Below are 18,529 nucleotides of genomic sequence, written 5' to 3'. Positions count from 1 at the left end.
GACGTAAAACATGTCGAACGACGACAAGCTCAGGGATTACCTCAAGCGCGTGATGGTGGACCTGAGTCAGACCCGCAGGCAGCTGGGTGAGTTGGAGGCGAAGGACACCGAGCCCATCGCCATCGTCGGGATGGCCTGCCGCTACCCGGGCGGGGTCGGCTCGCCCGAGGACCTGTGGCAACTGGTCGCCTCGGGCGGCGACGGCGTGTCCGAGTTCCCCACCGACCGCGGCTGGGACCTGGACACGATCTACGACCCCGAGCCCGGGCGGACGGGCCGCACGTACGTGCGCGAAGGCGGCTTCCTCTACGACGCCGGCGAGTTCGACCCCGCGTTCTTCGGGATCTCCCCCCGCGAGGCCCTGGTCATGGACCCGCAGCAGCGGCTGCTCCTGCAGACCTCCTGGGAGGCCCTCGAACGCGCGGGCATCGACCCCGACACCGCACGCGGCACCCGGGCCGGCGTGTTCGTCGGCACCAACGGCCAGGACCACGCCTACCTTCAGCGGCAGGGCGACAGCGACAGCGAGGCCCACCTCGTCACCGCGAACACCGCCGCCGTGGTGTCCGGCCGCATCTCCTACGCCCTCGGCCTCGAAGGCCCGGCGGTCACCGTCGACACGGCCTGCTCGTCCTCGCTGGTAGCGCTCCACCTGGCCGCCCAGGCGCTGCGCCGCGGCGAGTGCTCGCTCGCCCTGGCGGGCGGCGTGACCGTGATGGCCACGCCGAACACCTTCATCGCGTTCAGTGCGCAGCGCGGCCTGTCGCCCGACGGCCGCTGCCGCGCGTTCTCCTCGACCGCCGACGGCACGGGCATGTCCGAAGGCGTCGGCGTGCTCCTGCTGGAGCGGTTGTCCGACGCCCGCCGGCTCGGCCACGACGTGCTCGCCGTCATCCGCGGCAGCGCCGTCAACCAGGACGGCGCCTCCAACGGCCTCACGGCCCCGAACGGCCCGTCGCAAGAGCGCGTGATCCGGCAGGCGCTGGAGAACGCACGCCTGACCGCCTCCCAGGTCGACGCGGTCGAGGCGCACGGCACGGCCACCACCCTCGGCGACCCGATCGAGGCGGAGGCACTGCTCGCCACGTACGGCCGGGAGCACTCGGACGACCGGCCCCTGTGGCTGGGATCCATCAAGTCCAACATCGGTCACACGCAGGCCGCCGCGGGTGTCGCCGGTGTGATCAAGATGGTGATGGCCATCCGCAACGGCGTCCTGCCGCAGACGCTGAACGTGGACGAGCCGACCGCTCAGGTCGACTGGTCGGCGGGCGGCGTCAAGCTGCTGACCGAGGGCGTCGCATGGCCCGAGTCGGACCACCCCCGCCGGGCCGCCGTCTCGTCCTTCGGCGTCAGCGGCACCAACGCGCACACGATCATCGAGCAGGCCCCGGCCCTCGACCGGGAGCCCGCCGCCGAGCCGGTCGGGGCCCCGGCCGCCGGCGCGCTGCCGTGGGTGCTCTCGGCGAAGAGCGACGCGGCGCTGCGCGCCCAGGCGGAGCGCCTGCTCTCCTTCCTGGAGGACAGCCGGAGCGGCGGGACCGGCCCCGGCCGCTCGCCCGCCGACATCGGCTTCTCCCTCGCCACGACGCGCACCGCCTGGGACCGCCGGGCGGCCGTCGTCGGCGAGAGCCTGGAGGAACTCACCGAAGGCGTAAGGGCACTGGCCTCCGGCACCCCGTCCGCTGCCGTCGTCCGCAACGCGGCCCGCCACGGCGACAAGACCGGGTTCCTGTTCTCCGGGCAGGGTTCACAGCGGTTGGGGATGGGGCGCGAACTCTACGACGCCTTCCCGGTGTTCGCCGCGGCCTACGACGAGATCCGCGCCCACCTCGACGTCACCCTCGACGCGGACGCGGAGCAGCTCAACCAGACGGGATGCACCCAGCCGGCGTTGTTCGCTGTTGAGGTGGCGCTGTTTCGGCTGTTGGAGTCGTGGGGTGTCCGGCCGGATTATGTGGCGGGTCATTCGGTGGGTGAGATTGCGGCTGCTCATGTGGCCGGGGTGTTGTCGCTCGGGGATGCGGCGGGGCTGGTGTCGGCGCGTGCGGCGTTGATGCAGGCGTTGCCCGCTGGTGGGGCGATGGTGGCGGTGCAGGCGGCCGAGGACGAGGTGCTGCCGTACCTGACCGACGAGGTCGGCATCGCGGCGATCAACGGCCCTCAGTCGGTTGTGGTTTCGGGCGCTGAGGACGCGGTTGTGGCCATGGGTGAGGTCTTCCGGGAGCAGGGTCGTAAGACGTCCCGGTTGAAGGTGAGCCATGCGTTCCATTCGCCGTTGATGGATCCGATGTTGGAGGAGTTCGCGCAGGTCGTTGGAGGTCTGGCCTTCAACGAGCCGCGGATTCCGGTCGTTTCGAACCTCACGGGCCGCCTGGCCGAGCCGTACACGCCCGAGTACTGGGTGCGGCACGTCCGTGAGGCAGTCCGTTTCGCCGACGGTGTCCGGACGCTGCACGAGCTGGGCGTGACCACGTTCGTGGAGATCGGTCCCGGCGGTGTCCTGAGCGCCCTCGTCCAGGGCTGCTTCGACGACGCGGACATCGTCACCGTTCCCGCCCTGCGCGCCGACCGCCCCGAGCCGTACGCCCTCGTCACCGCCGTCGGGCAGCTGCACACCTATGGCAGCTCGCCCGACTGGCAGGCCCTCTTCCCGGGCGCCCGCCGCGTCGACCTGCCCACCTACGCCTTCCAGCAGCAGCGCTACTGGCTGGAGGCCCCCGAGGCCGAGACGGCCTCCGTCGACGCGGTCGACGCCGAGTTCTGGGCGAGCGTCGAGCGCGAGGACGCTCAGTCCCTCGCCGCCACGCTGGGGCTGAACCCCGAGGAACTGGACGTCGTGGTCCCGAAGTTGTCCGCTTGGCGGCGCCGGCGGCGCGAGCAGTCCGTCGTGGACGGTTGGCGCTACCAGCTGGCCTGGCAGCCGCTGAACGGCCTGTCCGACGGCGACCTCTCGGGCAGCACATGGCTGTTCGCCGCGTCCGAGGGCGACGAGTGGGCCGGGACGGTCCGCACGGCACTCGCCGGACGCGGCGCGCACCTGATCCCGCTGACGGTTGGCGCCGACGCCGACCGCGCGTCCCTGACCGGGGAGCTGACCCGGGCCGCAGCCGAAGCCGGATCGCTCGACGGCGTCCTGTCGCTGCTCGCGACCGACGAGACCGCCTCGCCCGAACACCCCGCGCTTTCCCAGGGTCTCGCGCAGACCGTGGCTCTGGCCCAGGCGCTGGGTGACGCGGGCGTCGACGTCCCGCTGTGGTGCGCCACCCGCGGCGCAGCCGCCACCGGCCGCTCCGACGACGCACCGCTCAGCGCGGTGCAGAACCAGGTGTGGGGCCTCGGCCGCGCCCTGGCCCTGGAGCACGCCCGGCGCTGGGGCGGCCTGATCGACCTGCCCGCGGCCGTCGACGAGCGCGCCGCCGGCCGTATCGCCGCCGTACTGAGCCAGGGAGCCGACGCTGCGGATGTCCAGGAGGACCAGGTCGCCGTCCGCGCCACCGGCGTGTTCACCGCCCGGCTCGCCCATGCCCGAAGCGGCGTCGGCCGTCCGTGGTCGCCGCGCGGCACGGTGCTGATCACCGGTGGTACGGGTGCGCTGGGCGGGCACGTCGCCCGCTGGCTCGCCGGTGCCGGAGCCGAACGCCTGGTGCTCACCAGCCGCCGCGGCGCCGACGCGCCCGGCGCGACCGCGCTCAAGGCCGAACTGGAGGAGCTGGGAGCGCGCGTCACCCTCGCCGTGTGCGACGTCGCCGACCGCGACGCGCTGGCGGCGCTGCTCGCCGAGCACACCTTCACCTCCGTCTTCCACGCCGCGGGCGTGGAACAGTTCGCCCCCTTCGACGAGCTGACGCCGGCCGACTTCACCCGCACGGTGGCGGCCAAGGCCCACGGTGCCGCACACCTGGACGAACTGCTAGGCGACGGCGAGCTGGACGCATTCGTCCTCTTCTCCTCGATCGCCGGCGTGTGGGGCAGCGGCCTGCAGACCGCCTACGCGGCCGGCAACGCCTTCCTCGACGGGCTAGCCGCCCGGCGCAGGGCCCGGGGTCTGACCGCCACCGCGATCGCCTGGGGTCCCTGGGCCGACGGCGGCATGGTCACCGACGCCGACGAAGCGCACCTGCGCCGCCGCGGTGTCGTCACCCTGCCCGCCGCACTCGCCGTGACCGCGGTCCAGCGAGCCCTGGACTGCGACGACACCGCGGTCGTCGTGGCCGACATCGACTGGGAACGGTTCATCGGACCGTTCACCTTCGGCCGCCCGAGCGCCCTGCTGTCCGAGCTGCCCGAAGTGCGCCGCGCCGGCGCCGTCACACCGGCCGTCACCGCGGCGCCGGCCGACGCCGGCACCGGCGCCGCGCCCTTGGCGGCCCGGCTCGCCAAACTGCCGGAGGCCGAGCGCAGGCAGACCCTGATCGACCTGGTCCGCGCGCACGTCGCGGCCGTCCTGGGCCACTCCTCGGCGGCGGAGGTCGAGCCCGACCGGGCCTTCAAGGACCTCGGCTTCGACTCCCTGACCGCCGTCGAACTCCGGAACAAGGTCAACGCGGCGACCGGCCTCGCGCTGCCGCCCACGCTGGTCTTCGACTACCCCAACGCCACGGCGCTCGCCCGCTTCCTGCAGAGCGAGCTGCTCGGATCGCAGGCCGTCGTGGCGCAGGAGCAGCACGCGGCCGCCGACGACGAGCCCATCGCCATCGTGGCGATGAGCTGCCACCTGCCCGGCGGCGTCGACTCGCCCGAGGCGCTGTGGGACCTGGTCACGTCCGGCGGCGACGCCATCTCCGAGTTTCCGTCGAACCGCGGCTGGGACGTCGAGGCCCTCTACGACCCCGACCCCGATCGCCCCGGCAAGACGTACGCGCGCGACGGCGGATTCCTTTGTGGCGCCACCGACTTCGACGCCGGCTTCTTCGGGATCTCTCCGCGTGAGGCGCTGGCCATGGACCCGCAGCAGCGCCTCATGCTGGAGACCTCGTGGGAGGCCTTCGAGCGGGCCGGGATCGCCCCCGCGCAGCTGCGCGGCAGCCGGACCGGCGTCTTCGTCGGCATGGCCTACCAGGGCTACGGAGCCGATGTGCGCCGCACGCCGGAAGGCGTGGAAGGACACCGGCTCGTCGGCGGCGCGTCCAGCGTCGTCTCCGGCCGGGTGGCCTACACCTTCGGACTCGAAGGGCCCGCCGTCACGATCGACACGGCCTGCTCGTCGTCCCTGGTCGCCCTGCATCTGGCCATGCAGTCGCTGCGCAACGGCGAGTGCACGATGGCGCTGGCGGGCGGCGTCACCGTCATGGCCGGCCCGAGCGTCTTCGTGGAGTTCAGCCGCCAGCGCGGCCTGTCGCCCGACGGCCGCTGCAGGGCGTTCGGCGCGGACGCGGACGGCACCGGCTGGGCCGAGGGCGTCGGCATGCTCCTGGTGGAGCGGCTGTCCGACGCCGTGCGCAACGGGCACCAGGTGCTGGCCGTCGTCCGCGGAAGCGCCGTGAACCAGGACGGCGCGTCCAACGGTCTGACCGCGCCGAACGGCCCCGCACAGCAGCGGGTGATCCACCAGTCGCTGGCCTCGGCCGGGCTCGCTCCGCGCGACGTGGATGCGGTGGAGGCGCACGGTACGGGGACGAGGCTGGGTGACCCGATCGAGGCGCAGGCGCTGCTCGCCACGTACGGGCAGGAGCGGCCCGCAGGACAGCCGCTGTGGCTGGGCTCGCTGAAGTCCAACATCGGTCACGCGCAGGCTGCTGCGGGTGTCGCCGGTGTGATCAAGATGGTCATGGCCATGCGCCACGGAGTGCTCCCGCAGACCTTGCACGTCGACGAACCCACGCCGCATGTGGACTGGTCGGCCGGTGACGTGCGGCTGCTGACCGAGGCCGTCGCATGGCCCGAGTCGGACCGTCCGCGCCGTGCTGCCGTCTCGTCCTTCGGCGTCAGCGGCACCAACGCCCACACCATCATCGAGCAGGCCCCCGCCACGGCGGAGCTGCCCCCTACGCCCGACTCCGGCGCGCTCGTGCCGTGGGTGCTGTCGGGCAAGGGCGAGCCGGCGCTGCGCGCTCAGGCGGCCAGGCTGGCCGGCCACCTCGACGCGAACGACGGCTGGACGGCTTCCGACATCGGCCTCTCACTGGCCTCCCGCGAGACGTTCGAGGACCGCGCGGTGCTCCTGGCGCAGGGCTCGGACAAGCTCCGGCAAGCCCTCACCGCCCTTGCCGCCGGCGAACCGGCGGCGAACGTGACGCTGGGACGCGCACGCTCCGAGGGCAAGGTCGGCTTTCTGTTCTCGGGTCAGGGTTCGCAACGGATCGGTATGGGGCGTGAGTTGTACGCGGCGTTCCCGGTCTTCGCCGATGCGTACGACGAGGTGTGTGCGCGTCTGGAGGTGTCGGTCGATGTCGACGTCGAGACCCTGGATCAGACCGGGTGTACCCAGCCCGCGCTCTTCGCGGTCGAGGTGGCGCTGTTCCGCCTCCTCGAATCGTGGGGTGTGCGGCCGGATTACGTGGCCGGTCACTCGGTCGGTGAGATCGCGGCTGCACATGTGGCCGGGGTGCTGTCGCTGGACGACGCCGTGAAGTTGGTGTCCGCGCGGGCCGCGTTGATGCAGGCGCTGCCCGCGGGTGGTGCGATGGTCGCGGTGCAGGCGACCGAGGACGAGGTGCTGCCGTACCTGACCGACGAGGTCGGTATCGCGGCGATCAACGGGCCTCGGTCCGTGGTCATTTCCGGTGCTGAGGACGCGGTTTCGGCGATTGCCCAGGTGTTCGCTGCTCAGGGCCGTAAGACGTCCCGGTTGAAGGTCAGTCACGCGTTCCATTCGCCGCTGATGGATCCGATGTTGGAGGAGTTCGGCGAGGTCGTCCGCGGTCTTGCCTTCAACGAGCCGCGGATTCCTGTGGTCTCGAATCTCACTGGTCGGCTGGCCGAGCCGTACACCCCCGAGTACTGGGTCCGGCACGTGCGCGAAGCGGTGCGTTTCGCCGACGGCATCCAGACCCTCGGCGAGCTGGGCGTGACCACCTTCGTGGAGATCGGTCCCGGCGGTGTCCTGAGCGGCATGGCGCAGGCCTGTGTGGACGACATCGTCACCATCCCCGTACTCCGAGCCGACCGCCCTGAGCAGCAGGCCCTCGTCACCGCGCTCGCCGAACTGCACGTGCACGGCGTCTCCCCGGACTGGCCCGCCTTCTTCCCGGGCGCTCACCGCGTCACCCTGCCCACCTACGCCTTTCAGCGCGAGCGCTTCTGGCTGGAGGGGGAGGGGGACCTGGCTGCTGCCGGCACCCCGACCGACGCGGCGGATTCCGGCTTCTGGGACAGCGTGGAGCGCGAGGACGCGGAGTCCCTCGCCGCGACCCTGGGCGTCAGTGCGGACGCCTCGCTGAGCGCGCTCCTGCCCCGGCTGTCCGCGTGGCGCCGTCAGCGCCGCGAGCAGTCCGTGGTCGACGGCTGGCGCTACCGCGTCACCTGGAAGCCGCTCGGCGCGCTCCCTCAGCCCGGCGCGTCCGGGACCTGGCTGCTCGTCGTGGCCGGCGAGAGCGAGTGGACCGCCTCGGTCCGCTCCGCGCTCGGCGAGCGCGGCCTGGAACTGGTGACGCTCGTCGCCGGACCCGGCACCGACCGCGGGACGCTGGCCCGCGAGCTGACCGGCGTCGGCCCGGTGACCGGCGTGTTGTGCCTGCTCGCCGAGGACGAGAACACCTCGGCCGGCCACCCCGGCCTGTCGCACGGCCTCGCCGCGACCCTCCGCCTGGTGCAGGCGCTCGGCGACGCGGGCGTCGACGTCCCGCTGTGGTGCGCCACGCGCGGCGCGGTGGCCACCGGCCGCTCCGACCGCGTGGACCGCCCGCTGCAGTCGCAGGTGTGGGGCTTCGGCCGGGCGGCGGCGCTGGAATACCCGCAGCGCTGGGGCGGACTGCTCGACCTTCCTGAGCTGCTGGACGCCCGCACCGCGGCCCGCGTGGCCGCCGTCCTCGGCCAGACGGCCGAGGACCAGGTGGCGGTCCGCGCCTCGGGCGTGTTCGGGCGCCGGCTCGTCCGGGCCGCCCGCGCCACCGGCCCCGCCCAGGGGTGGTCGCCGCGCGGCACGGTGCTGATCACCGGTGGTACGGGTGCGCTGGGCGGGTACGTCGCCCGCTGGCTCGCCGGTGCGGGTGCGGAGCACCTGGTGCTCACCAGCCGCCGCGGCCCCGCGGCGCCCGGCGCCGCGGAGCTCGTCGCGGAGTTGGAGGAGCTCGGCGCGGCCGCGACCGTCGTGGCCTGTGACGCGGCCGACCGTGACGCCCTGCGGGCGCTGCTGGCCGAGCACCCCGTCAACGCCGTCGTCCACGCCGCCGGCGTCGGCGACCACGTCATGATCGAGGACTCCGACCCGGCCGGGTTCGCCGACACGCTGGCGGCCAAGGCCGCAGGTGCCACCCACCTGGACGAACTGCTGGCCGGTCAGGAACTCGACGCGTTCGTCATGTTCTCCTCGGGCGCCGGCATCTGGGGCGGCGCCGGCCAGGGCGCCTACTCGGCGGCCAACGCCTACCTGGACGCCCTCGCCGAGCATCGGCGGGCACACGGGCGCACCGCGCTCGCCGTCTCCTGGGGCGGCTGGGCCGAGGGCGGCATGGCCGGTGTCGGCGACGGAGAGGAGATGCTGCGCCGCCGCGGCCTGCCCCCCATGCGTCCCGCCCTCGCGATCTCCGCGCTCCAGCAGGCGCTGGCCGACGGCGAGACCGCCCTCACCGTCGCGGAGTTCGACTGGGAGCGGTTCATCGGCCCGTTCACCGTCCCCCGCCCCAGCGCCCTGTTCTCCGACGTGCCCGAGGCGGGCCGCGCCCTGGAGGCGCCGGCCCCCGGCGGCGCCGAAGCCGGCAACGCGCTCGCCGCGAGGCTGACCGGGCTGCCGGCGGCCGAGCAGGACCGCACGCTGGTGGACCTCGTCCGCACGCACGCGGCCGCCGTGCTCGGCCACGACGGCACCGCGGCGGTGGAGCCCGGCCGCGCTTTCAACGACCTCGGCTTCGACTCGCTCACCGCCGTCGAGCTGCGCAACAAGCTCACGGCCGAAACCGGCCTGAAGCTGCCCACCACGCTGGTCTTCGACTACCCCAACGCCACGGCCCTGGCCCGCTTCCTGCGCGCCGAACTGCTCGGTTCGCAGGGCGCCGCGCAGCAGGAGCAGCGCACGGCCGCCGTGAGCGACGAACCCATCGCGATCGTGGCCATGAGCTGCCGCCTCCCCGGCGGCGTCGGCTCGCCCGAGGACCTGTGGCAGCTCGTGACGTCCGGCGGCGACGTGATCTCCGGCTTCCCCGAGGACCGGGGCTGGGACGTCGAGGACCTCTACGACCCCGACCCGGGCACCCCGGGCAAGACGTACGCGCGCGACGGCGGCTTCCTCTACGACGCGGGCGACTTCGACGCCGCACTGTTCGGGATCTCGCCGCGCGAGGCGCTCGCGATGGACCCGCAGCAACGCCTGCTGCTGGAGGCCTCGTGGGAGGCGTTCGAGCGGGCCGGCATCGACCCGGCCTCCCTGAAGGGCAGCCGCACCGGCGTGTTCGTCGGCATGTCCTACCAGGGCTACGGTGCCGGCCTCCCGCAGGTCCCGGAAGGCGTCGAGGGCCACCTGCTCACCGGCAGCGCCGCGAGCGTCGTCTCCGGGCGCGTGGCCTACTCGTTCGGACTGGAGGGCCCGGCCGTCACCGTCGACACGGCGTGCTCGTCGTCGCTGGTCGCCCTGCACCTGGCCATGCAGTCGCTGCGCAACGGCGAGAGCACGATGGCCGTCGCCGGCGGTGTGAACGTCATGGCCGTACCGGCTGCGTTCGTGGAGTTCAGCCGTCAGCGCGGGCTGGCCCCTGACGGACGGTGCAAGGCGTTCGGTGCCGGCGCCGACGGCACCGGCTGGGCGGAGGGCGTGGGCGTGGTGCTCGTGGAGCGCCTCAGCGACGCCGTGCGCAACGGCCACGAGATCCTCGCGGTCGTGCGGGGCAGTGCGGTCAACCAGGACGGCGCGTCCAACGGTCTGACCGCCCCGAACGGCCCGGCGCAGCAGCGGGTCATCCGGCAGGCCCTGGCCTCCGCCGGGCTCACCGAGGCCGACGTCGACGCGGTGGAGGCGCACGGCACGGGCACCGCTCTGGGTGACCCGATCGAGGCGCAGGCGCTCCTCGCCACCTACGGGCAGGAGCGCCCGGAGGACCGGCCGCTGTGGCTGGGCTCGCTGAAGTCCAACATCGGTCACGCCCAGGCGGCGTCCGGCGTGGCCGGTGTGATCAAGATGGTGATGGCGATGCGCCACGGCGTCCTCCCACGGACGCTGCACGCCGATGAGCCGACGCCGCACGTGGACTGGTCGGTGGGCGCGGTGCGGCTGCTGACGGAGGCCGTCGGCTGGCCGGAGACGAACCGCCCGCGCCGCGCCGCGATCTCGTCCTTCGGCGTCAGCGGCACCAACGCCCACACGATCATCGAACAGGCCCCGATGGCCGAACCGGCCGCCGTCGCGCCGGTCGAGGTCTCCTCGGCGACCGTGCCGTGGGTCCTGTCCGGCAAGTCCGAGGCCGCGCTGCGCGCCCAGGCCGAGCGCCTGCTGTCCCTCACCGACGACGGCGCCGAAGCGTCGCTCACCGACGTCGGTTTCTCGCTGGCCACCACCCGGGCCGCCCTGGAACACCGCGCCGCCGTGGTCGGTGCCGACCACGGCCGGATCGCCGAGGGCCTGCGGGCCCTGGCCTCGGGGGCGCCTGCTCCCGGCGCCGTCCTCGGCCGCGCCGACGCCGGCCAGGTCGGGTTCCTGTTCTCCGGGCAGGGCTCGCAGCGCATCGGCATGGGGCGGCAACTGTACGAGGCGTTCCCGGTGTTCGCGGAGGCGTACGACGAGGTATGCGCACACCTCGACCGGCACCTCGACCGGCCACTGCGGGACGTGGCCTTCGGCGAGAACGGTCACGAGGACGGCGAGGAGCTGAACCGCACCGCCTTCACGCAGCCCGCGCTGTTCGCGCACGAGGTCGCCGTCCACCGCCTGCTGGAGTCGTGGGGCGTGCGGCCGGACTACCTGGCCGGGCACTCCGTGGGCGAGATCGCGGCCGCACACGTGGCCGGTGCCCTGTCGCTGGAGGACGCGGCCGCACTGGTGACGGCTCGTGGCGCGCTGATGCAGGCCCTGCCCGCCGGCGGGGCGATGATCGCCGTCCAGGCCACCGAGGACGAGGTGCTGCCGCACCTCACCGACGACGCCGACATCGCGGCGATCAACGGCCCGCAGTCCGTCGTGGTCTCCGGAACCGAGGACGCCGTAGCCGCCGTCGCGGACTTCTTCGCCCGGGAGGGCCGCAAGATTTCCCGGCTCACCGTGAGCCACGCGTTCCACTCGCCGCTGATGGACCCCGTGCTGGAGGACTTCGCCCGCGTCGTCGGCGGTCTGCGCTTCGAGACGCCTCGGACACCGGTCGTCTCGAACCTCACCGGTGAGCTCATCGACGCGTACACGGCGGACTACTGGGTCCGGCACGTCCGCGAGGCCGTGCGCTTCGCCGACGGCATCCGGACCCTGGGCGAGCTGGGTGTGACCACGTTCGTGGAGACCGGCCCAGGCGCGGTGCTGAGTGCCATGGCCCAGGGCTGCCTGGACGGCGCGGTCGCCGTTGCCTCCGCCCGGTCCGGCAGCCCCGAGCCCGAGGCGATCACCGGCGCTCTCGCGCAGCTCCACGTGCACGGCGTCCCCGTCGACTGGCGGGCGTTCTTCGCCGGCCGAGGCGCCCGGCACGCCGACCTGCCCACCTACGCCTTCCAGCATCAGCGGTACTGGCTGGAGACCACCGCGCCCACGGCCGTCGCGGGGACCGACGCCGTGGAGGCCGGGTTCTGGGAGACCGTGGAGCGCGAGGACGCCCGGTCCCTCGCCGCCACCCTCGACCTGCCCGTCGAGCAGCTGGACGCGGTGCTGCCCCGGCTGTCCGCGTGGCGCGGGCAGCAGCGCCGGGAGTCCGCCGTGGAAGGCTGGTCCTACCGCACGGGCTGGAAGCCGCTCAGCGGCCTCCGGGCGCACGAACTGCCGGGCAACTGGCTCTTCCTGGTCACCGAGGACACCGAGGACACCGAGGGCGTCGAGTGGACCGCCGCCGTCGCCGACGGGCTCGCCGCCCGCGGGGCCCGGCTGGTCCGGGTGGCGGTCGACCCGGCCGCCGACCGCGGCGCACTGCTGCGCCAGCTCGGCGAGGCCGTCCGGGAGACTCCGCTCGACGGTGTGATCTCCCTGCTCGGCACCGACGAGAGGCACCACGCCGGACACCCGGTTCTGTCCGTCGGCACCGCGCTGACCCTCGCGCTCGTCCAGGCCCTGGGCGACGCGGGCATCGACGCCCCGCTGTGGGCGCTGACCAGGTCCGCCATGTCCACCGGCCGGGCGGACGCGGTGCCGAGCGCCGCCCAGAGCGCCGTCTGGGGTCTGGGCCGGGTGGCGGCGCTGGAGCACGCGCCGCGCTGGGGCGGTCTGATCGACCTCCCGGACACGGTCGACGACCGGATCGTCGGCCGACTGGCCGCGGTGCTCGGCCAGTCGGCCGAGGACCAGGTCGCGGTCCGCGACCGCGGCGTGTTCGGTCGCAGGCTGTCCCACACCGCCGCCCGCCGGAACACCCGGGCCGCCCAGGGGTGGTCGCCGCGCGGCACGGTGCTGATCACCGGTGGTACGGGTGCGCTGGGCGGGCACGTCGCCCGCTGGCTCGCCGGTGCGGGTGCGGAGCACCTGGTGCTCACCAGCCGCCGCGGCCCCGCGGCGCCCGGCGCGGCGGGTCTCGTCGCAGAGCTGGAGGCGACGGGTGTCCGTGTCACGGTCGCCGCGTGCGACGTCGCCGACCGTGAGGCGCTCGCCGCGCTGCTCGCCGAGCACCCGGTGAACGCAGTCGTCCACACGGCGGGCGTGGACCACATGGAGCCCCTGGAGGCCATGACGCCGGGCGCCTTCGCCGACGTGCTGTCCGCCAAGGCTGCCGGCGCCCTGCACCTCGACGCGCTCCTCGCCGGCCAGGAACTCGACGCCTTCGTCCTCTTCTCCTCCATCGCCGGCGTGTGGGGCAGCGGCCACCAGGCCGCCTACGCGGCGGCCAACGCCCTCCTCGGCGGACTCGCCGAACGCCGCCGGGCCCAAGGCCTGCCGGTGACCGCCGTGGCCTGGGGCCCGTGGGCCGGCGGCGGCATGGCCGAGGCCGACGGCGCGGACGAACGACTGCGCCGTCGCGGCCTGATCCCGATGCCCGCCGCGCTCGCCGTCGCCGGGCTCCGGCGGGCGCTGGACTCCGGCGAGGCGACCGCCACAGTGGCCGACGTCGACTGGGAGCGGTTCCTGCCTCCGTTCACCGTGGGCCGCCCGAGCGCCCTGCTCGGGGACCTCCCGGAGGCCGAGCGGATGCTCACCGCGGACAGCACCGCCGGCGGGCCCGGCACGGCCGCCGCCTCGCCCCTGGCCGACCGCCTCGCCAGGACGCCCGAGACCGAGCAGCACGCGCTGCTGGTCGACCTCGTCCGCACACACGCGGCGGCCGTCCTCGGCCACAACAACGCAGGGGAGGTCGAGGCCGACCGGGCCTTCAAGGACTTGGGCTTCGACTCCCTGACCGCCGTAGAACTGCGCAACAAGCTCAAAGCCGAGACCGGCCTCGCACTGCCCCCCACGCTGGTCTTCGACCACCCCAACGCCCAGGCACTCGCCCGGCAGTTGCGCACCGAGCTCACCGGCCTCACCATCGCGGCCGCTCCGGAAGCGGCCGCCGCGCCCGCCGAGGACGACGACCCCATCGCGATCGTCGGTATGGCGTGCCGGTATCCGGGCGGGGTGCGTTCGCCGGAGGACCTGTGGCACCTGGTGGCCGCCGGTGGTGACGCGGTCGGCGACTTCCCGGCGGACCGGGGTTGGGACGTGGAGGACATCTACGACCCGGACCCGGATGCGAGGGGGAAGACGTACGCGCGTCGCGGTGGATTCCTGTACGAGGCGGGGGAGTTCGACCCGGGGTTCTTCGGGATCAGCCCGCGGGAGGCCGTGGCGATGGATCCGCAGCAGCGCCTGCTGCTGGAGACTACGTGGGAGACGTTCGAGCGGGCCGGCATCGACGCGGAGTCGGTGCGCGGCAGCGGTACCGGAGTCTTCGTCGGCTCCGGCTACCAGGACTACGCCGCCCGGGCCTTCAACGCGATAGACGATTCCGAGGGCTTCTTCGGCACGGGCAACTCGGCGAGCATCATGTCCGGCCGTATCGCCTACACCTTCGGCCTGGAGGGCCCGGCCGTCACCGTGGACACGGCGTGCTCGTCGTCGCTGGTGGCGCTGCACTGGGCGATCCAGGCCCTCCGTAACGGCGAGTGCTCCATGGCGCTGGCCGGCGGAGTGATGGTCATGTCCACCCCGCGGGCCTTCGTGGAGTTCAGTCGGCAGCGCGGGCTGGCTCCTGACGGGCGGTGCAAGGCGTTCGGTGCCGGCGCGGACGGCACCGGCTGGGCCGAGGGCGTCGGCATGCTCCTGGTTGAGCGGCTGTCCGACGCCGTACGCAAGGGGCACGAGGTCCTTGCGGTGGTACGGGGGAGCGCGGTGAACCAGGACGGTGCGTCCAACGGTCTGACCGCGCCGAACGGTCCGGCGCAGCAGCGGGTGATCCGGCAGGCGCTGACGTCCGCGGGCCTCACGCCGGCCGATGTGGATGCGGTGGAGGCGCACGGTACGGGGACGAGGCTGGGTGACCCGATCGAGGCGCAGGCGCTCCTCGCCACGTACGGGCAGGAGCGGCCCGCAGGACAGCCCCTGTGGCTGGGCTCGCTGAAGTCCAACATCGGTCACGCGCAGGCTGCCGCGGGCGTCGCCGGTGTGATCAAGATGGTCATGGCCATGCGCCACGGAGTGCTCCCGCGGACCCTGCACGTCGACGAACCCACGCCGCATGTGGACTGGTCGGCCGGTGATGTCCGGCTGCTGACCGAGGCCGTCGCATGGCCCGAGTCGGACCGCCCGCGCCGTGCCGCCGTGTCGTCCTTCGGCGTCAGCGGCACCAACGCCCACACCATCATCGAACAGGCCCCGCCGGCCCCGGCCGAAGAGGCCACCGTCACTCCGGCCCCGGCCCTCCTGCCGTGGGTGCTCTCCGCCAAGAGCAGTGCTGCCCTGCGCGACCAGGCACGACGACTGCTGGCCTTAGTGGAGGACGGCATGTCACTGGCCGATGTCGGCTTCTCGCTGGCCACCACCCGGAGTGCCCTGCGCCACAGGGCGGCCGTCATCGGCGAGAGCGGTGACGACTTCTACCGCGGACTGGGATCCCTCGCCGCCGGAATGCCGTCGCCCGGAGTCGTCCAGGGCCGGCCGGGAGGCAAGGTCGGCTTTCTGTTCTCGGGTCAGGGTTCGCAACGGATCGGTATGGGGCGTGAGTTGTACGCGGTGTTCCCGGTCTTCGCCGATGCGTACGACGAGGTGTGTGCGCGTCTGGAGGTGTCGGTCGATGTCGACGTCGAGACCCTGGATCAGACCGGGTGTACCCAGCCCGCGCTCTTCGCGGTCGAGGTGGCGCTGTTCCGGCTCCTCGAATCGTGGGGTGTGCGGCCGGATTACGTGGCCGGTCACTCGGTCGGTGAGATCGCGGCTGTTCATGTGGCCGGGGTGCTGTCGCTGGACGACGCGGTGAAGTTGGTGTCCGCGCGTGCTGCGTTGATGCAGGCCCTGCCCGGCGGCGGTGCGATGGTGGCGGTGCAGGCGACCGAGGACGAGGTGCTGCCGTACCTGACCGACGAGGTCGGTATCGCGGCGATCAACGGCCCGCGGTCCGTGGTCATTTCCGGTGCGGAGGACGCGGTCACCGCAATCGCCGAGGTCTTCGTCGGCGAGGGCCGCAAAACCTCTCGGTTGAAGGTCAGTCACGCGTTCCACTCGCCGCTGATGGACCCGATGCTGGACGAGTTCGGCCGGGTCGTGGCGGGTCTGACGTTCCACCAGCCGCAGATCCCGGTGGTCTCCAACCTCACGGGCGGCCTGGCCGAGCCGTACACCCCGGAGTACTGGGTGCGGCACGTGCGCGAAGCGGTGCGCTTCGCCGACGCCGTCGAGACCCTCGGCGACCTGGGTGTGACCACGTTCGTCGAGATCGGTCCCGGCGGTGTCCTCAGCGGCATGGTGCAGGGCTGCATGGACGAGGCCGTCACCGTGCCCGTCCTGCGCGGTGACCGCCCCGAGCAGCAGGCCCTCGTGACGGCCCTGGCCCATCTGCACACGCACGGCGTGTCCGTGGACTGGAACGTGTTCTTCGCCGGTGCGCGGACGACCGACCTGCCGACCTACGCCTTCCAGCACGAGCCGTACTGGGTCGACGCCCCGCAAACCGCTGCCGCCGCCGAACCGGACCCGGTGGACGCGGAGTTCTGGGAGACCGTGGAGCGCGGGGACCTGCAGGCCCTCGCCGAGACCCTCGGCATCGGTGCAGGGGACACGTTCGGTGACGTACTGCCGAGGCTGTCGTCGTGGCGGCGGCAGCGCAAGGAGCAATCCACCGTGGACACCTGGCGCTACGGCGAGTCGTGGAAGGGGATACCCGACCGCGCCCCGGAGGTCCCTGCCCGGATCGGTCTATGGCTGGTTCCGGTCAGCGCTGCGCAACTCGGCGACGACTGGGTCACCGCCTGCCTCCGCGGGCTGACCGAGCGTGGCCTGGCCCCGCTGCCGGTCCCGGTCGAGCCGGCCACCGGCCGTGAGGACCTGGCCGCGCTGCTCGCCCGAGCGGCCGGTGACGAGACCGTGGCGGGCGTCCTGTCGCTGCTCGCCGCCGACGGCGAGGCCGCCCCGGCGGCCGCCGCGCTGACCGCCGGCGTCGCACTGTCCGTCCTGCTCGTCCAGGCCCTGGGCGACACGGGCATCGGCGCCCCGCTGTGGTGCGCGACCCGGAACGCGGTGCGCGTGAGCCCCGCCGAGGAGGTGACGGACCCGTACCAGTCCCAGGTCTGGGGTCTGGGCCGGGTGGCGGCGCTGGAGCACGCACCGCGCTGGGGCGGTCTGATCGACCTCCCGGACACGGTCGACGACCGGATCGCCGGCCGACTCGCCACGGTGCTCGGCCAGTCGGCCGAGGACCAGGTCGCGATCCGCGACCGCGGGCTGTTCGTGCGGCGCCTGTCGCGTCTGCCCGCAGCCCTGAGCGAGCGTTCGTGGTCGCCGCGCGGCACCGTCCTGATCACCGGTGGTACGGGTGCGCTGGGCGGACACGTCGCCCGCTGGCTCGCCGGTGCGGGTGCGGAACACCTGGTGCTCACCAGCCGCCGCGGCCCCGCGGCGCTCGGCGCCGCCGGCCTCAAGGCCGAGCTGGAGGAGGCGGGCGTACGCGTGACCGTCGCCGCGTGCGACGTGGCCGACCGTGAGGCGCTCGCCGCGCTGCTCGCCGAGCACCCGGTGAACGCCGTCGTCCACACGGCCGGCACCGCCGAGGCGGGCATGCTCGCCGAGACGAGCCTCGGCGACTTCGCGGCGACGGTCGCCGCGAAGGCCCTCGGGGCCGTGCACCTCCACGAACTGCTCGGCGATCAGGAGCTGGACGCGTTCGTCCTCTTCTCCTCCATCTCCGGCGTGTGGGGAGGCGGCGGGCAGGCCGCGTACTCGGCCGCGAACGCCTTCCTCGACGGCCTGGCGCAGCACCGGAGGGCACGCGGCCTCGCGGCGACCTCGATCGCCTGGGGCCCGTGGGGCGAGGGCGGCATGGTCGCCGACGCCGGGGACGAGGAGCGGCTGCGGCAACGAGGTCTGAGCGTGCTGCGGCCGGACCGGGCGATCTCCGCGCTGCACGGTGCGCTGAGTGGCGGGGACGGCACGGTCACCGTGGCCGACGTGGACTGGGAGCGGTTCGTCGTCCCGTTCACCATCGGCAGGCCGAGCGCGCTGCTGAGCGACCTGCCCGAGGTCAGGGACGCCCTCGCAGAGAAGCCCACCGAGCGAGCCGCGGAGCCGTCCGCGCTCAAGGCGAAGCTGTCCACACTGTCCGGAGGCGAACGGCAACGCCTGCTCGTGGACACGGTGTGCGCGCACGCGGCGGCCGTGCTCGGCCACAGCGGCTCCGCGGCGGTGGATCCGGACCTGGCGTTCCGGGACCTCGGCTTCGACTCCCTGACCGCGGTGGAACTGCGCAACCTGCTCAGTGCCGACACCGGCCTGACCCTGCCCGCGACGCTGGTCTTCGACCACCCGACGCCCGAGGCGATCGCCCGCTACCTGCGGAGCGAACTCGCCGACGAGACGGGCCCGGAGGAGGTGTCGGTCTTCAGCGAGCTCGACCGGCTGGAGTCGGTGATCTCGACGGCCGCCTCGGCCGAGCAGACGGTCCGGTCGGGGGTGCGGAGGCGGCTGCAGGACCTGCTGTCCCTGGTGAACTCCGCCGGAGAGCAAGGCGCGGAATCCGCCGATGCGCAGCGACAGCTCCAGGACGCGACGGTCGACGACATTTTCGATCTGATCGATCAAGATCTAGAAATTTCCTAGTTCTTGGCGCTCTACCTTTAACGACAGCCGAGG

General features: G+C 73.4%; 1 protein-coding gene. It reads left to right on the top strand.

What is annotated here, in order from left to right:
• Window positions 1–10: 10 nt before the first annotated feature.
• On the top strand, window positions 11–18,496 hold the full coding sequence (locus tag OG788_RS02450) for a type I polyketide synthase (RefSeq protein ID WP_406368822.1): 18,486 nt from the start codon (window positions 11–13) through the stop codon (window positions 18,494–18,496).
• Window positions 18,497–18,529: the final 33 nt, after the last annotated feature.

This window comes from Streptomyces sp. NBC_00647 (assembly GCF_045207245.1).
In the GTDB taxonomy this organism is placed as follows: domain Bacteria; phylum Actinomycetota; class Actinomycetes; order Streptomycetales; family Streptomycetaceae; genus Streptomyces.
The sequence above is the reverse complement of the archived record's forward strand: the minus strand, read 5'-3'. Positions and strand labels throughout refer to the sequence as shown.

Bases quoted from the DNA above. Each gene is read 5' to 3' on its own strand.
- OG788_RS02450 (WP_406368822.1), top strand. From the start codon at position 11: ATGTCGAACGACGACAAGCTCAGGGATTACCTCAAGCGCGTGATGGTG.